The sequence below is a fragment of the Arcicella rigui genome (genome assembly GCF_034929435.1).
Classification (GTDB): domain Bacteria; phylum Bacteroidota; class Bacteroidia; order Cytophagales; family Spirosomataceae; genus Arcicella; species Arcicella rigui.
In genome coordinates this window covers 39,581-57,138 of record NZ_JAYFUM010000032.1, presented here as the reverse complement: position 1 = coordinate 57,138, position 17,558 = coordinate 39,581, and the positions used below count along the sequence as shown (strand labels likewise).

13 protein-coding genes are annotated in these 17,558 nt (G+C 36.3%); 8 read left to right on the top strand and 5 right to left on the bottom strand.

The window, feature by feature from the left end:
- Positions 1-248: 248 nt before the first annotated feature.
- Positions 249-2,423: a S9 family peptidase gene (locus tag VB248_RS21780; RefSeq protein ID WP_323298955.1), complete on the top strand. Its 2,175-nt coding sequence runs from the start codon at positions 249-251 to the stop codon at positions 2,421-2,423.
- Positions 2,424-2,656: 233 nt separating this feature from the next.
- A complete protein-coding gene (locus VB248_RS21775) occupies positions 2,657-3,946 on the top strand; it encodes a M20/M25/M40 family metallo-hydrolase (protein ID WP_323298954.1) in 1,290 nt (429 codons plus the stop codon).
- Positions 3,947-4,246: 300 nt separating this feature from the next.
- On the opposite strand, the gene VB248_RS21770 is transcribed toward VB248_RS21775, so the two are convergent.
- Both VB248_RS21770 and ung read right to left on the bottom strand, forming a co-directional pair.
- Positions 4,247-4,906: a GDSL-type esterase/lipase family protein gene (locus tag VB248_RS21770; RefSeq protein WP_323298953.1), complete on the bottom strand. Its 660-nt coding sequence runs from the start codon at positions 4,904-4,906 to the stop codon at positions 4,247-4,249.
- A 104-nt stretch (positions 4,907-5,010) separates the two neighbouring features.
- On the bottom strand, positions 5,011-5,676 hold the full coding sequence (gene ung, locus VB248_RS21765) for a uracil-DNA glycosylase (protein ID WP_323298952.1): 666 nt from the start codon (positions 5,674-5,676) through the stop codon (positions 5,011-5,013).
- Between the two features lie 100 nt (positions 5,677-5,776).
- Between ung and apaG the strand changes: the two genes are divergently transcribed.
- Both apaG and VB248_RS21755 read left to right on the top strand, forming a co-directional pair.
- Positions 5,777-6,163: a Co2+/Mg2+ efflux protein ApaG gene (apaG, locus tag VB248_RS21760; protein ID WP_323298951.1), complete on the top strand. Its 387-nt coding sequence runs from the start codon at positions 5,777-5,779 to the stop codon at positions 6,161-6,163.
- Positions 6,164-6,297: 134 nt separating this feature from the next.
- Positions 6,298-7,071, top strand: coding sequence for an O-methyltransferase (locus VB248_RS21755; protein ID WP_323298950.1), 774 nt, complete (start codon positions 6,298-6,300; stop codon positions 7,069-7,071).
- A 3-nt stretch (positions 7,072-7,074) separates the two neighbouring features.
- On the opposite strand, the gene VB248_RS21750 is transcribed toward VB248_RS21755, so the two are convergent.
- A complete protein-coding gene (locus VB248_RS21750; RefSeq protein ID WP_323298949.1) occupies positions 7,075-8,157 on the bottom strand; it encodes a hypothetical protein in 1,083 nt (360 codons plus the stop codon).
- Between the two features lie 240 nt (positions 8,158-8,397).
- On the opposite strand from VB248_RS21750, the gene recA reads away from it, so the two are divergent.
- Both recA and VB248_RS21740 read left to right on the top strand, forming a co-directional pair.
- Positions 8,398-9,471: a recombinase RecA gene (gene recA, locus VB248_RS21745; RefSeq protein WP_323298948.1), complete on the top strand. Its 1,074-nt coding sequence runs from the start codon at positions 8,398-8,400 to the stop codon at positions 9,469-9,471.
- Between the two features lie 127 nt (positions 9,472-9,598).
- Entirely contained in the window at positions 9,599-11,191 is a 1,593-nt protein-coding gene (locus VB248_RS21740; protein ID WP_323298947.1) for a DUF3667 domain-containing protein, read from the top strand.
- 155 nt (positions 11,192-11,346) lie between these two features.
- Here the strand turns inward: VB248_RS21740 and VB248_RS21735 are convergent, their stop codons facing one another.
- Positions 11,347-11,640: a hypothetical protein gene (locus tag VB248_RS21735; RefSeq protein ID WP_323298946.1), complete on the bottom strand. Its 294-nt coding sequence runs from the start codon at positions 11,638-11,640 to the stop codon at positions 11,347-11,349.
- 131 nt (positions 11,641-11,771) lie between these two features.
- Positions 11,772-13,214, bottom strand: a complete 1,443-nt coding sequence (gene dnaA / locus VB248_RS21730) for a chromosomal replication initiator protein DnaA (RefSeq protein ID WP_323298945.1) — start codon at positions 13,212-13,214, stop codon at positions 11,772-11,774.
- Positions 13,215-13,535: 321 nt separating this feature from the next.
- On the opposite strand from dnaA, the gene VB248_RS21725 reads away from it, so the two are divergent.
- Both VB248_RS21725 and scpA read left to right on the top strand, forming a co-directional pair.
- Positions 13,536-14,930 carry a methylmalonyl-CoA mutase family protein gene (locus VB248_RS21725; RefSeq protein ID WP_323298944.1) on the top strand — a complete coding sequence of 465 codons (1,395 nt, stop codon included), beginning with the start codon at positions 13,536-13,538 and terminating at the stop codon, positions 14,928-14,930.
- 21 nt (positions 14,931-14,951) lie between these two features.
- A complete protein-coding gene (scpA, locus tag VB248_RS21720) occupies positions 14,952-17,078 on the top strand; it encodes a methylmalonyl-CoA mutase (protein WP_323298943.1) in 2,127 nt (708 codons plus the stop codon).
- The last annotated feature ends 480 nt before the right edge of the window (positions 17,079-17,558 follow it).

The following is a 17,558-nucleotide window of genomic DNA, read 5'->3' as shown; positions in this document are numbered from 1 at the left end:
GATAGCGTTGACCTTGACCTCTACGTGGGTCTGAAAGGCTTTTAAAAAAATCATTAATCTCCATTACAAAATATTATTTGGACAAAATTAATAAAATATCAGAACTTAACAACCCTGCTCTCAATAGGAGAGGGGTCGGGGGCGGCCGCCGCTGCGGTGAGGTTGAACACCAAATCTTTATTCAACAATTCTCATCATAAGCAAAATGTTTTTCTTATTTTCGCCTTTCATTCATCAATCTAAAACCCATGAACAAAAAACACTTCAAGCACATTCTGCTGATTCTTCTATTTATTCCCGCTGGGATTTTCGCACAAGGCATTAATTGGGACACTGACGGTACTTCTTACACACAATTGGAAGGTAGCCAAATCTCAAGAGTCATTTTGCCTTCTCTACAAAAAACTACTATCGTTACAGCGGATTTACTTACGCCAAAAGGGCAGTCACAACCTTTGCCTATCAGTGGCTATACTTTTTCGGAAGATGCCAAAAAAGTCTTGATTTTTACGAATAGCAAAAGAGTTTGGCGTTACGAAACTCGTGGCGATTATTGGGTACTTGACCTTGCCAGCAAACAGTTGAAGCAATTGGGCAAAGGTTTGCCAGAGGCTTCTTTAATGTTTGCGAAGTTTTCGGCAGATGGCTCAAAAGTAGCATACGTTTCAAAACATAATATTTATGTTGAAGACCTTGTTACCAACAAAATCAAAGCATTGACCAAAGACGGAACTACTAAATTGATTAACGGTACTTTCGACTGGGTTTATGAAGAAGAATTTGATTGTAGAGACGGTTTTCGCTGGAGTCCAGACGGAAAATCTATTGCTTATTGGCAAATTGATGCCAATACCATTCGTGACTACTTTATGTTGAATACTACGGATTCTATTTACTCGCAAGTAATTCCAGTAGAATATCCGAAAGTAGGTGAAAAACCTTCGGCTTGTAAAGTGGGTGTAGTAGATGTAGCAACTGCCAAAACTACTTGGATGAAAGTACCGGGAGAGTCAACCAATAATTATATTCCTAAAATGGAATGGGCGGCAAATTCTTCTGAAATCATTATTCAACAATTGCCTCGCAAACAAAACGAAACAAAATTGATGCTTTGCAATGTAAAAACAGGCGAAGCAAAAACTTTTTATAGCGAATCGGACAAGGCTTGGGTAAATGTAAACAACCGTGCAGGAGAATCTGTAGGTTGGGATTGGCTAAAAAATGGCAAAGAATTTATCTGGCAATCTGAAAAAGATGGTTGGAATCATTTATACATCATCGGTAAAGATGGCAAAGAAAAATTATTGACTGCTGGCGATTATGATGTAATTAGTCTATTGGCTTTCAATGAAGAAACGAATGTGATTTACTTCACAGCTTCGCCAGAAAATGCTACGCAACAATATTTATACAGAACTACTTTAGACGGAAAAGGTAAAGCTGAAAGAGTATCGCCATTGAACCAAGCAGGAACACATAGTTATAATATTTCGCCTACTGGAAAATTTGCTCAACATCGTTTTACAAGTTCAACGGTTAGTCCCGTAAGTGAAATGATTTCATTGCCAGACCACAAGCCTTTCAATGACGCTGAAAGTATCAATGCAAAAATCGCTAAACAAAAACCTAAAAAACAAAAGGTTGAGTTCTTGAAAATCAAGACAGAAGACAATATTACGGTTGACGCTTGGATGGTAAAACCTTATGATTTTGATTCTACGAAGAAGTATCCAATCGTGTTTTTTGTTTATACAGAACCTGCTTCGGCAACGGTAAAAGATACTTATTTTGCAGGCATGAATAATTTGTACATCGGCGATATGGCGAAAGATGGTTATATCTATGTTTCGATTGATGGACGTGGAACGCCTTCACCGAAAGGTCGTGAATGGAGAAAAGCGATTTACCGCAAAATCGGTCAAATCAATATCCGTGACCAAGCGATGGCTGCCAAAGAATTATTGAAAAATAAATATATCGACCCAACCAGAGTAGCGGTTCATGGTTGGAGTGGCGGAGGTTCAACTACCTTGAATTTACTTTTCCAATATCCTGAAATTTATCAAACAGGTATTGCGGTAGCAGCGGTAGCGAATCAGCTTACTTATGATAATATTTATCAAGAAAGATACATGGGGATTCCACAAGAAAACCGTGAGGATTTTGTAAAAGGCTCGCCAATTACTTATGCTAAAAACTTGAAAGGCAATTTGTTGTACATCCACGGAACGGGCGACGACAATGTGCATTATCAAAATGCAGAACAATTGGTAAATGAATTAATTAAGTACAACAAACAGTTTCAATTTATGGCTTATCCAAACCGTTCGCATGGTATTTACGAAGGCGAAGGAACAAGAGCCCATTTGAATACTTTGTTTACTAATTATTTAAAACAATATTGCCCTCCGGGAGGAAGATAGGTTGATTTGGAATTTTTTTTGGCTTTCGGATGTCAGATTTCGGTCTTCGGATTTCAGATGTTGGTTTTTAAATTTTATAGCTTTTGACTTTAGCTTTTTGTTCGTTTGAGAATACTCAAAACATCACTTCTAAGTAATGACACAAGTAAATCCAAAAACCGAAGACTGAAATCCGACATCTGATAACCGAAATCTGAACGCCGACATCCGAAAGCTATCTAAACATTAACAAAATGAAAAAAATACTCTCACTGATTTTCTCAGTTTCAATTTCATTAACAGCTTTTTCGCAGGCTTCTATCAAGGAGAGCGAAGTAGCACGCATCATCAAAACCCTCAGTGCGGATGATATGATGGGCAGAAGAACTTTTACGCCAGGTATCGAAAAGGCTTCTGTTTTTATTCAGCAAGAATTTAAAAAGATTGGCTTGAAACCTTTAAAAGGTTTAAGCTCTTTTGAGCAAAAATTCTCAATGTATTCGCTAAAACCTACGGAGGCTAAATTGACTTTAAATGGTGCTGATTTAGGCAAAGAAAATTTCTTTTTTGTTACTTCTTCCGAGTCTATTGCTTGGACTGAGCAGTCAAAACCAGAGATTTATTATATCAACGAAAAAAGTAATTTTCGTCAGGCTTTTAATCAAATCCGAAAGAAAAATACAGATGCGGTAATTTTGGTGAATCCGAAACATCAAAAAATGTTCTCGAATTATCGTAATTATTTTGGAGCAGGTTCTACCAGAGAAGCACTGAATCAAGATAAAACACAAGTATTTGCTTTGGCTGATTCAGTACAAGTAAATGCTTTAGCGGTGAATTTGAAAAATCAAGTAGAAACGCTTTCGTTGGCAAATGTGGCGGGAATGATTGAAGGCAAAAGAAAAGATGAGTTCTTAGTTTTTTCTGGACATTACGACCACCTCGGTTATATCAAAGCAGTTGAAGGTGATTCAATCGCCAATGGTGCTGACGACGACGCTTCTGGAACTACGGCTGTTATTTCATTAGCCAATTATTATAGCAAACAAGCAAAACCTGAGCGTAGCTTGATTTTTGTGTGTTTTACTGCCGAAGAAATTGGCGGATATGGTTCTCAGTACTTTTCAAAACAACTCAATCCCGACCAAATTGTAGCCATGTTTAATATCGAAATGATTGGCAAGCCTTCTAAATTCGGGGCAAATTCAGCATTTATTACAGGTTTTGAAAAATCAGATTTTGGAACAATTTTACAAGAATCCGTAAAAGGTTCGGTGTACAGTTTTCATCCAGACCCATATACTGAGCAGAATCTTTTCTATCGTTCAGACAACGCTACTTTGGCACGTTTGGGTGTACCTGCACATTCTATTTCATCTGACCAAATTGATATTGACAAACTCTATCATAGTGTAGATGATGAGTTTGAATCTTTGGATATTTCGCACATGACCAATATGATTCGTGCAATTGCTGTGGGTTCAAAAACGATGGCAGAAGGCAAAGCAACGCCAAAAAGAGTCAATAAAGCAGAGGTTGATTAATTATGAGTTATGAATTTTGAATTAAGAATTAATACTGTACGAAGGATTGTATTTTGTTCAAAAGCGTTCTTATCGTTAGCTTTTTTTGAGGTAGTGACAACCCTTGCAGTTGCCATTTAGAATAAGGTAAAGCAAGAGTTGCCAACATCAATATTACTTTAAAGGTAAAACTAAATACAGTACTAACTAAGAATTTAAGAATATCCAATAAGTAATTTCAAGACTAAAATAAAATGCACTCCTTTTTTGATTGGAGTGCATTTTATTTATACATAGCTTAGAGCTAACAAAATAACCACGTTATTTCACATTCTTTGCAAAATGCTTTCTGATAGCTGCCGTCCAGATTTTATAGCCTTTTTCGTTCAAATGTAATTTGTCTTCAATAAAAATATCTTGCATCAATTCTCCATTTGGCAAGTAAAAATCTTTTTGCATATCTATATACTGATACTTTTTCGACTGCTTACAAAAAGTTTGCAGTAATTGATTAAACCTTCTTTGCTTATCAAGAATATTAATCCTCAGAAGACAAGGACGAATAGAGCAAAAAGCAATTTTGGTTTTAGGCAATGTTTTCTTTACTTTCTCAGCAAAAATTTTGTAGTCTTCCAATACTTCTTCTGGACTTTTGCCCGATGCCAAATCGTTATCGCCTTCATATACAAAAATATATTTGGGCAAATACTTCGATACAATTCTATCAAAATATTCATTTACATCACTCATCGTAGAGCCACCAAAACCACGGTTAATAACATAATACCCCTCCATATCTTCTTTGTAAGTTTTCCACATCCGAATAGAGGAACTACCTACCAATAAAATTTGATGCGGCTGGGGCATCGAAACTAAATCGTGCATTTCAAATGCTACAATTTCATCTTCGTATCTTTTTTGAGCATACGAAACATGTACTTGATATAAGAAAAGAACAATAATTAATAAGATTTTTTGCATAAAAATGAGTTAAAATTTACAAAGGCAATGAACATAAAAATAATTAAAAATCATCATTATTTTCAAGCCTTTAAGATAGATTGTTATTGGGAATTTATATGATGTTACCAATTAATGGGCGAAAGTCCTCGGTTTAGCAAGTACTCGTTCGCTTTTGAAAAATGTTTTGTACCAAACCAACCGCCACTATTGGCTGCCATTGGCGAAGGATGTTTGGCTTTCAAAATCAAATGCTTTGAAGTATTAATAATTGCTCCTTTGTCTTGAGCGTACTTTCCCCAAAGCATAAATACTACACCTTCTTTTTCTTCTGAAATACATCTGATAACAGCATCGGTAAAATTCTCCCAGCCTTTTTTCTGATGCGAACCAGCCTCCGAAGCACGCACCGTCAAAGTAGCATTGAGCAATAAAACGCCCTGATTTGCCCAACGCTCTAAATTACCAGATTTGGGTACTGGAACGCCTAAATCGTCTTTTATTTCTTTAAAAATATTAATCAAAGAAGGCGGAGCAGGTATGCCATCATTTACCGAAAAAGAAAGTCCCATCGCTTGCCCAGCACCATGATATGGGTCTTGACCAAGTATCACTACTTTGGTTTCATCAAAAGGACATTTATCGAAAGCATTAAAAATTAATTTGCCGGGTGGATATACTTTTCCAGTGGCGTATTCATTTTTTACAAATTCTACTAAGTTTTTAAAGTACTCTTTTTCAAATTCTGGACTCAAGCGTTGCTTCCAAGAATCCTCCATTTTTACATTCATTCTTCAGTGGGTTTTAATTAATTTGTCAATTACATTGATTTTTCAGACAATCTAATGTAATTTTCGATAAAATATAACGTAAAAAATCCTAATAACAAAAATGGTGTCAGCTATCACAAATGGTGTAAAGGTAAGCGTTTTGACACACTTCCAAGCCGAATACTCAAATCCATTTCAAGGGAATTTTGTTTTTTCATATCATATTAAGATTCATAATGGAAGTGATTTCACGGTGAAATTATTGCGTCGTCACTGGTATATCCACGATGCCAACGGACTTGTGCGTGAAGTTGAAGGCGAAGGAGTTGTGGGTCAGCAACCTACTTTAGAACCCGGACAAAGTTATGAATATACAAGTGGCTGTAATTTGAATACTTCGCTTGGAAAAATGGCAGGAACATATCAAATGGAAAGAATTTTTGATGGAAAATTATTCAATGTAGTCATTCCAGATTTTACAATGATTGCTCCTTTCAGAATGAACTAACATGAATGCTGAGTGATGAGTTTTGAGTGCTGAATTTTCTTTTAAGAATGTGATAAATCCTCAATTCTTTATTCTCACTAAAACTATTGATACCAATACTTGCCTTAAATTGTTATTTTAAAATACTACTTATTTTGTTTAAAAGATATATCCAATACCTACTTGCTTCTAAAAACGAACACGCTATCCACTCGCCGTTTGTTTTTGAGCTTTACACACGCATTATCAAAGCTAAAGAGGCGAAATCAGAACAATTTCGTTTGATAGAATCACTCAGAAAGCGTTTGTTGAAAGATACTACGGTGATTGAAATTACAGACTTTGGGGCTGGCTCTAAAATTTATAATTCAAATCTTCGAGAAATCCGACAAATTGCTCAAGGTGCTGAAAAGCCTTCTAAATTTGGTAAATTACTCTTCCGTTTGATTCAGCATTTCAAGCCTAAAACTATTTTTGATTTAGGCACTTCTTTAGGAATGACTACCCTTTACGAAGCAAAAGCCAATGCCAATGCACAAGTAATTACTTTTGAAGGCTGCCCGACTACGGCAAAAATTGCTCAAGATAATTTCAACGCACTAAATGCTAAAAATATCGAAATCGTAGTCGGAAATTTAGATGAAACACTTCAATCAGAAATTCAGAAAATCGAGCAATTAGATTTCGCCTTTTTTGACGCCAATCATCGCTACGAACCTACGGTGAAGTATTTTGAAATCTGTTTACAAAAAGCCACCGAATCTTCTCTTTTTATCTTCGACGACATCCATTGGTCAGAAGAAATGCAAGATGCTTGGCATTATATCAAAGCTCATCCGCAAGTGATGATTACGATTGACTTGTTTTTTATAGGTTTGGTTTTTTTCAGAAAAAATCAACCAAAGCAAGATTATATTCTCAGATTTTAGGATTTATTTCAACCTAAAATTTTGTCGATACGTAAGAAAAAGGCTTTCTGAATGCTCGAAACTTCGATTGTTGAAATCCCAATAAGGTTCAAATCTGAAAGTTAGAAACAAATTATCAATCAGTTTCCAATCTTTCATTACTCTAACAATCAACAGTTTACGTTCTTTTTCAACGGTATTTGGATATTTGTAAACTCTTCCAACAGATTGGTACAAATCACCGCCAATTTCAGACATATATCCGCTCGACTGCCAATAACTCAGCATCAGATTTAGTACTTTGGTTTCCGTTAAAAGGTTTAAATAAATACCTGAGCCTTCCATAAAATAAGGATTTGCACCAGAATTTTGGCGGTAGCCCAGCCAATAATTTTGCGTTTTTACTTTCTGTACAAAACCTCTCATTCGCCATTCGGCTTCAATACCCAGAGCGGTATTCATTACCGTTATTACTTGTCCGCTGTCTTTGCTACTCGTAATTTGTCCGCCATGATGTTTCAAAGTCAATTGCAAAGGCAGAGAAAGCCTAAAGTTTTTCTTTTGGACTAAAGTCTTATTCCAAGAAATTCCTCCAAAAATTTGTTCTTGAAAATCAGAACCTTTGTAAATCATCTTTTGCCAGTCTATCCAGCTATCAAAAAAAGTTTTACTTTTTCTGATAGTGTATTGCAGACCGTACTCTTGTCGGTTTAGGATGACTCTCTCAAAATTCATCATGGGTTCTACCAAATGATGATTGAGTTGTCCTTCCAAATTTCCGAATAAAAATTGGGCTGAATCTTTCTGCACTTTTACTGTGAAAATGGGCTGAACCGCCGTAAAAGCATCATTGCCAAAATCTTTCCAAGCATATACTCCTGCTTCAACGCTAATATTCGGAGCAGGCTGATAAATCATTTTGGGAGAAAACTGATTCCCGAAAAGCGTGTAGCCATCCGCTATTTTACCAAAGTATTCATTATTTTTCAAAAAGCTAAAGCTATTGAACTGAAAATAAAGCTGTTGGTTTTTGGTGGAATCAATGCTTTGGAAAGTCTCCAAAGAAGTATTGTTTACCTGTGCATTCGAGCAAGCAGTACTAAACAAAAAAAGGGCGAGGTTTATTTGAAAAAATCGTTTGAACATTTACGCACAAAGTACTTTAATTTGCTGAAAAAATGGTAATTTCACCATAAAAAATTTTGTATTCGGGTCTTGAGTTCTACCAGTAAATTTCTTTCAAAAAAGAATCAAGATTGCCTATTGTAAACTGTTTTCAGAACAAAAAACAATAATAAAACTTAATGCTCCCGAATGATAACCAAAATTTAACCTAAAAAATCCATCATGGCAAAACAACAAGCGGAGGCAACGAATCCTGCCAACGAAAAATTAAAAGCATTACAAACAACGCTCGAAAAATTAGACAAAGCTTATGGTAAAGGAACGGTAATGCGTTTGTCGGATAGTAAAGTACTTGACGTACCCGTGATTTCAACAGGTTCATTAGGGCTTGATTTAGCTCTGGGTGTTGGCGGAGTACCACGTGGTAGAGTAGTTGAAATTTATGGCCCAGAATCTTCTGGTAAAACTACTTTAACGATGCACTGTATCGCTGAAGCTCAGAAAGCAGGCGGTTTGGCTGCATTCATCGACGCAGAACACGCTTTTGATAAAACTTACGCTGAAAAATTAGGCATTGATACAGCCAATTTATTGATTTCACAACCAGACAGCGGTGAGCAAGCTTTAGAAATTGCAGAACAATTGATTTCATCAGGTGCAATTGATATTTGTGTAATTGACTCCGTGGCGGCTCTTGTTCCAAAGGCTGAATTAGAAGGCGACATGGGCGATTCTAAAATGGGCTTACAGGCTCGTTTGATGTCTCAGGCTTTGCGTAAACTTACGGGTGTCATCAACAGAACTGGTTGTTGCTGTATTTTTATCAACCAATTACGTGATAAAATCGGCGTAATGTTTGGTAGCCCAGAAACAACTACGGGTGGTAACGCCTTGAAATTCTATGCTTCGGTACGTATTGATATTCGTAGAATCGGACAAATCAAAGACGGTGACAACGTAATCGGAAACCGTACAAGAGTGAAAGTAGTGAAAAACAAAGTAGCTCCTCCGTTCAAAGTAGTAGAATTCGACATTATGTACGGCGAAGGTATTTCTAAAGCAGGCGAAGTATTAGACTTGGCGGTAGATATGGAAATCGTGAAAAAATCAGGTTCTTGGTTTAGCTACGGTACAAACCGTTTGGGACAAGGACGTGACGGCGTGAAAGATATGCTGAAAGATAATCCAGATTTATTGGAAGAATTAGAAAACAAAATCAAAGAAAAAATCAAAGGTGACGAAAAAGCCTTGCTTGATACGCTTGAACCGAATATCGAAGACGATGGCGAATTATAGCCACAACGATTTTTTTTCAAAAAAACGTATTATTTCTATTAAAAAGGAGAAAACCAAACGGTTTTCTCCTTTTTTGTTAGTATTTTCAGCTAAAAATCTAAATCTCGATTTATAATTCGCTTCATTAATGTCTGAACATAAAAAACGAAGAAAAGTAGAAGTATGCCACAACTGCCATACACTTTTACAGCCAGAAGATAATTATTGCCCCCATTGTGGACAAGAAAACCACGACTTAAAAGTACCCTTGAGCCACCTTCTGCTTGAAGTAATTGAAGGCTTTACGCATTTAGATACCAAACTGCTGAATACTTTAAAATCTATTTTTCTTTCTCCCGGAAAGCTCACTAAAGACTTTTTAGAAGGACGACGAGGACGCTACATCCCTCCTATTCGTTTGTACTTCTTGGCTTCGTTTCTATTTTTCTTGCTACTCAGCACGATGATTGATAAGGCTTTGGACAGTAAAACTGGTGAAGATTTTATGAATGGCTTCATCGATAGTTTTTCAAACTCAAACAATAAGGCTAAAATAAAAGAATTAAATAAAGTAGTAAAAAATGCAAAAGCAGATTTAAAACAAATCAAAAATTCGAGTGATACCAATGGGCTTTATGCAGCACAAGTAAAATACGAGGCAGCTTTAGAGGAACTCAATGAAAATAAAGAAGAAGAAGGTGGCAGCAAATGGATTGATTTTGTAGAAGTAGATGCCTCGGAAATCTTGGATGAAATGAATATTCAACAAGAAGATACTTTACGAACACTCATCGAAAATTTGCCTAAACCTAAAAAAAGAGCAAGGCTAATTGAAATCCAAAAACAAATTGTATTAGATACCATCAATACAGAAGTACTCAACAATGTAAGCGAGGAAATCAACGATTATTTTACCGAAACACTGGGTAGAAAAAATCAGGTAAAGTATTCATTAAGATTACATTCATTAAAAAATAATGCTCAAATAAAAATCAATTATGATGCCGACACCGTCATTACGATTAAAGGAAGCGACGGCACTGTTGAAAACAAAGCCTACAAACAAAGGCTTTTGAAAATGTCAGACTCATCACTGGATAGCCTCTTGGCAAAGCGTAAAGCGGCGGGCAGAGACATCTCATTTTTTGGACTCAACGCATTAGAAAGAGGTTTTTTAAGAAATGTTACACACTATGAATTAGCTTTTCAGGAAGATGCCCAAGCGGCTATTAGGGAAATCATCCATTTTAGTATTGGCGTATTTTCGGTGATGATGTTTATCCTGATGCCTATCGTGGCTTTTTTATTGAAAATCATTTATAGCAAACGTACTCATAGCTTTTTTACTTTTCCACTAAGGCTCATTCGCTATTTATTCGACTGGATTTTGTATATCGTTAGAATACGTAAAATCAGAAAATATCAAAAGATTCCAAGAATTTTAGAAGGACACACTCGCTATTATTACGAGCATCTCATTTTTTCAATTCATATTCATAGCGTTTTGTTTTTGATGGTAGTATTTGTTGTAGGCGGAGGCGTATTGTTGGGTTATTGGAATTATGCCGTTCAATTAACCATGATTGGCTTTTTTGTGTACTTCATTGTTGCCTTAAAAGTAGTGTACCGACAAAGACTTTTTAAAACCATCTTCAAATCGCTGATTCTGTTTTTTATGTATGTGATTTCGTTTATTTCCATACTTAGCATAACAGGAGCAATCAAATTTGCGATGGAATAGGTTTTGGATTTCGGAATTCTGGTTTCAGATTTCGGATTTCGGCGGTCAGTTTTTAAAAGAAAAACTAATATTCCGATGACCGAAAGCTGAAGACGGAAAGCCAGCAACCGAAAGCTGAAAGCCGACAACCGAAAGCTAACAGCCAACAGCCAAAATCAACTCTTCTTTTCTCTTACCACTCGTAATTTAAAAGGAGGATTATCGGAAGCATCCATCAAAGAATTTAATACATTTTTGAGTTTTCCGAAAAAAGTCTTAGGTCTTGTAGTATCGCTTGAACTTTTTGGGTCGTTAAAAACAAATTTGATTTTCAATTTCCCTTTAGGATTATCAACGATAAAATTGAATGATGTCATTTGAATCATCGGATATGGGTCGATATCGTTAGCAAAAGAAGAAAAACTACTTATCGACAAGAATAGGCTAAAAATGAGGATATTTTTTTTCATAATACTTTAAGGAAAGTTAAGAGTTTATCAAAACAAAAATACAATCTGACTGATATTAAACAAGTATTTACATAAAAAAGCCCAAAGATTTAAACGATAATCTTTGGGCTTTTTTATGCAATGTGAATCTTTTAATTTTTTACACGCACTCTATTGAAGTACTTGTACAATTTCTGCATAGTTTTTTCTACTTCTTTGTCGGTTTCCAGCATAATACTTATCGTCTGAACCGCATGAATTACCGTACTGTGGTCTCTTCCTCCAAAATGATAACCAATAGATTTTAACGGCAAATTTGTAAACTCCTTCATCAAGTACATTGCAATTTGGCGTGGGAAAACCGTTTCTTTTTTACGACTTTTTCCTTTTAAGTCGGCCATATTTACATCAAAATGACTTGTTACAGCATCTAAAATAGAATCTACGGTTACTTCTTTTTCGTTATCAACCACAATATTTTTCAACGTAGTACGAGCCAACTCCATGTCTATTTCTCTACGATTCAAAGAAGCGTGAGCCATCAAAGACACAATTACACCTTCCATTTCACGAACGTTGGTATCAATACTATGTGCCAAATACTCTATTACTTTATCTTCAATATAAATACCGTCGGCTTGCAATTTCTTTTGCAAAATAGCGATACGTGTCTCGAAATCAGGCTGCTGAACATCTGCCGTAAGCCCCCATTTAAAACGAGAAAGCAGACGGTCTTGCATACCAGCCAATTCTCTTGGAGCTCTATCCGAAGACATAATAATTTGTTTACCTGATTGGTGCAGGTGGTTGAAAATATGGAAGAAAGACTCTTGTGTACGCTCTTTTCCAGCCAAAAACTGAACGTCATCAATAATCAACACATCTACTTGCATATAAAAATTGGAAAAAGCCTGCAAAGTATTGTTTTTGATAGCATTGATAAATTGATTACAAAATTTTTCGGAAGTAACATACAAGACAAACTTATTGGTTTGCGTGTTTTTGATATAATTTCCGATTGCTTGAATCAAGTGTGTTTTGCCCAAACCTACGCTTCCGTAAATCATCAAAGGATTGAAAGACGTAACACCCGGACGCTGTGCAACGGCTAAACCTGCCGAACGGCCCAAACGATTACAGTCGCCTTCAACAAAATTATCAAAAGTATAATGTGGATTTAGGTATGAATCAAGTTCTAAAGAATCAAGGTCTTTTAATTGAAAAGGACTTTCGTATAAAGTAGGCTCTGGCTTGCGTTGTGCCGCTACCGGAACAGTTGGTTTTTGGTTGGGTACATTATAGGCAATAGGCGGATTTTTTTTATCGCCTTTGTCCACAATGATAGAATACTCCAACATACCATTTTTACCCAAAGTGTAATCAATGGCTTTGCGAAGTACATGAATATAGTTTTCCTCAAGCCACTCATAAAAGAATTGGCTTGGCACTTGAATTGAAAGCGTTTGATTGGCTACATTTAAAGGTACGATAGGTTCAAACCAAGTTTTAAAACTTTGTTCGTTAATATCTTTATGTATAATTTCAAGGCACTTCGCCCAAACTTGCCTTGCTTGTAGTTGTGATGTTGGATGCATAATGTAACCTATATTGGCGGCAAAAGAAAAATATTTAATATAAATATCTTATTTTCATAAGTACGATTATCTGACTGAAAATCTTTATTCCCTTCCCAAAAAGGATGGCAAAATTAGTGAATTTTATCGGAGAGAAAAATCTATTTCAAGTCATTCACCTTTAAAATTATTTTCTTACCCATTTTAGGCAGAAAATCCTCTACAAAAAATACAAGAACATAAACGGATTTGGTAACTTTCTTAGTTTTTTTCGCAAAAAAAATCAAAATTCATAAATTTGATTAACTTTGAAAAGTTAAATATTTCAGAAAAAAAAATAATATGGCAAATCTACTTTTTGATGATTTTCAAAATCGCACGAAAGAGCAATGGAAACAACAAGCAATCAAAGATTTAAAAGGTAAAAGTTTCGACGACACACTTCTTTGGAATGTTGATGAAAATATCACTGTTGAACCTTATTATACTTCGGAAGACAACCTCGAAATAAGTATAAAGGCGATACAACAGGCTCAAGCTCAAAGAGTTAGCTCTCATTGGCAATATCGTGAAAAAGTGAGATTTACTTCTGAAAAAGAAACTAATGAACTGATAATCAGACTTTTAAAATCTGGAACAGATTCTTTTCAAATAGACTTAGGCAAGGAGTTACTTTCTGAGATTGAATTTAAGAAATTGTTGAACAATATCAAACTATCTGATACAGCCTTTTTTTTTAAAGTAGAAAATCAAGCCTTAGCATTAGTAAATGCGTTACAGAACATAGCTCCCTATCTTTGGAAAGGCGGAATCATTAATGATGCCTTTGGAAGATGGATGCAAACGGGTGAATGGGATAATAATTACTGGAAAAGTACAGCATCACTTCTTGGAAAAGTACAATCACATCCGCAATTCAAAGTACTTGTCATCAACAGTCATCATTTTCATAATGCTGGGGCAAATGTGTCGCAAGAATTAGCTTATACACTGGCCACGGCTATCGAAACAATTGATAAACTTTCGCAAGAAGGCGTAGCAATTGAGCAAATTTTAGCCAAAATTGAGTTTTCTATTTCTGTTGGTACAAACTATTTTGTGGAAATTGCCAAATTAAGAGCTTTGAAACTTTTATGGGCAAAGCTCGTCAGCGAAGGTTACGGGCTTGATATTTCGGTTGCCAACAGTACTTCGATACACTGCCAGACATCGGTATATTATGATGCGGCGATTACACCACATACCAATATGCTGAGAGCCACCACAGAAGCCATGGCAGCAATTATTGGCGGTTGCGATGCGATAAGTATCAATGCTTTCGATGAAAGTTTCAGTACTCCCGACGATTTTAGCCGCAGAATTGCCCGCAATGTTTCTATCATTCTAAAGGAAGAAAGTTATTTAGATAAAGTAATTGACCCTTCGGCTGGGAGTTATTTTATTGAAAACCTTACGCATCAGATTGCAGAAAATACTTTAAAAATTTTAGAAGAAGTAGAAAATAAAGGAGGTATTAGCGAAGCATTTACCCAAGGTTTTATTCAGAAGAGTATCAATGCTGAAAGAGAAAAACAAATTACGCAATTACAAAACAATCAAAATATTATGGTTGGCGTAAATAAATTTAGGTTTGATGAAAAACCATTTTCTAAACCAGCAAGTACAACGACACTAACATCAGAAACCATTTTTGCATTATTACCCAATTTACGTCTTTCAGAAATTTTTGAAGCGTAAAACTGTAAACGAAACAAAACCATGAGACCCAATATATCAAAAATCCATCTAAGTAAGACCGACCCACAGGAAAACGCCATTCAGTCTAATCAGAAATGGCGTTCTCCCGAGGGTATTTCTGTAAAATCCTACTTTACCGCCGACGACCTAAAAGATGCAGAACATCTGCAATTTGCGGCTGGTCTGCCTCCTTTTCTTCGTGGACCTTACTCGACGATGTACGTTCAACAACCGTGGACGATTCGTCAATATGCAGGTTTTTCAACAGCAGAAGAGTCGAATGCTTTTTATAGAAAAAACTTAGCGGCTGGTCAGAAAGGACTTTCAGTAGCTTTTGACTTGGCAACTCACCGTGGCTACGATTCAGACCACCCAAGAGTAACGGGCGACGTAGGAAAAGCAGGCGTTGCGATAGATTCGGTTGAAGATATGAAAATACTTTTCGACCAAATTCCATTGGATTTAATGTCTGTTTCAATGACCATGAACGGTGCAGTATTACCAATTATGGCATTTTATATTGTAGCTGCCGAAGAACAAGGCGTTTCGCCAGATAAATTATCAGGAACGATTCAGAATGATATTCTCAAAGAATTCATGGTGCGGAATACTTACATTTATCCGCCTACGCCTTCTATGAAAATCATTGCCGATATTTTTGCCTACACGGCTAAAAATATGCCTAAATTCAATTCCATTTCTATTTCGGGCTATCACATGCAAGAAGCAGGTGCAACGGCGGATTTGGAATTAGCCTATACTTTAGCCGACGGCTTGGAGTACTTGAGAACGGGTATCGAAGCAGGATTGGACATTGATAATTTTGCTCCACGTTTATCATTTTTCTGGGCAATTGGTATGAATCATTTTATGGAAATTGCCAAAATGCGTGCAGGACGATTACTTTGGGCAAAAATTGTAAAGAAATTCAATCCGAAAAGTGATAAATCGTTGATGCTGAGAACGCATTGCCAAACTTCGGGTTGGTCATTAACAGAGCAAGACCCATTCAATAACGTTACTCGTACTTGTATTGAAGCGATGGCGGCAACTTTAGGACATACACAAAGTTTGCATACCAATTCTTTGGATGAAGCCATTGCTTTACCAACCGATTTTTCGGCAAGAATTGCCCGAAATACACAATTATATTTACAGCACGAAACCAATATTACGAAAGTAGTTGATCCTTGGGGAGGCTCGTATTATGTTGAGTACTTAACCAAAGAATTAGCCAAAAAAGCTTGGGCTTTGATTGAAGAAGTAGAAGAATTGGGCGGAATGGCAAAGGCTATCGAAACAGGTTTGCCTAAAATGCGAATCGAAGAAGCGGCAGCCAGAAAACAAGCAAGGATAGATTCGGGCAAAGATATTATCGTTGGCGTAAATAAATTTACGATTGAAACTGCCACAGAACTGGAAGTTAGAGATGTGGATAATCAAGCGGTAAGAAATTCGCAAATCGAAAGATTGAATAAAATAAAAGCCGAGAGAAATCAAGAAGAAGTAACAAAAGCATTAGAAGCACTCACCAAAGCGGCACAAACAGGTGAAGGAAATTTATTGAAATTGGCAGTAGATGCGGCTCGTTTGAGAGCTACTTTAGGTGAAATTTCGGATGCTTTAGAAGTAGTTTTTGGAAGACATAAAGCCATTATTCGCTCCATTTCAGGAGTATATTCAGCAGAAGTGACAGACGACGAAAATTTCAGAATTGCCCGTGAAATGGCAAATCAGTTTGCCCAACAAGAAGGCAGAAGACCAAGAATTATGGTTGCCAAAATGGGACAAGATGGACACGACCGTGGAGCAAAAGTAATTGCTACCAGTTTTGCGGATTTAGGTTTTGACGTGGACATTACGCCACTTTTCCAAACGCCCGAAGAAGTAGCCAAACAAGCAGTAGAAAATGATGTTCATGTAGTGGGTGCATCAAGTTTGGCGGCTGGTCATAAAACCTTAATTCCGCAATTGATTGAGGAATTAAAAAAACAAGGAAGAGAAGATATCATGGTAATTGCAGGAGGCGTAATTCCTGCCCAAGATTATCAATACTTATATGATGCAGGCGTTGCAGGCGTTTTCGGCCCGGGAACTATCATTTCAATTGCCGCACAAAAAATATTAAAAGAGCTAATGCAGGCTTAATAAATATGAGTTATGAATTTTGAATTATGTTTTTCAGCTTCAAAATGATAATATCGTGATTTAAAATTCATAACTCACACTGTATCAAAGCTAAATTTTACTGGAAATTCAGTACGATAATTTCTGTTCATTCTAATAGCCAATCTACCCAAAACCTCCACTTCTTGCATCTTTCATCTTAAAGTCCAAAATCATAAAGCCTACATTCATAAGAATATCCCAAAAACACCAAACATCCACTTCTTGCATCTTTCATCTTGTGTCTTTCATCTTAAAGTCCAAAATCATAAAACCTACATTCATAAGAATATCCCATCATCACCAAACATCCACTTCTTGCATCTTTCATCTTGTGTCTTTCATCTTAAAGTTCAAAATCATAAAGCCTACATTCATGAGAATATCCCAACAACACCAAACATCCACTTCTTGTATCTTTCATCTTGTGTCTTTCATCTTAAAGTCTTAAAGTCCAAAATC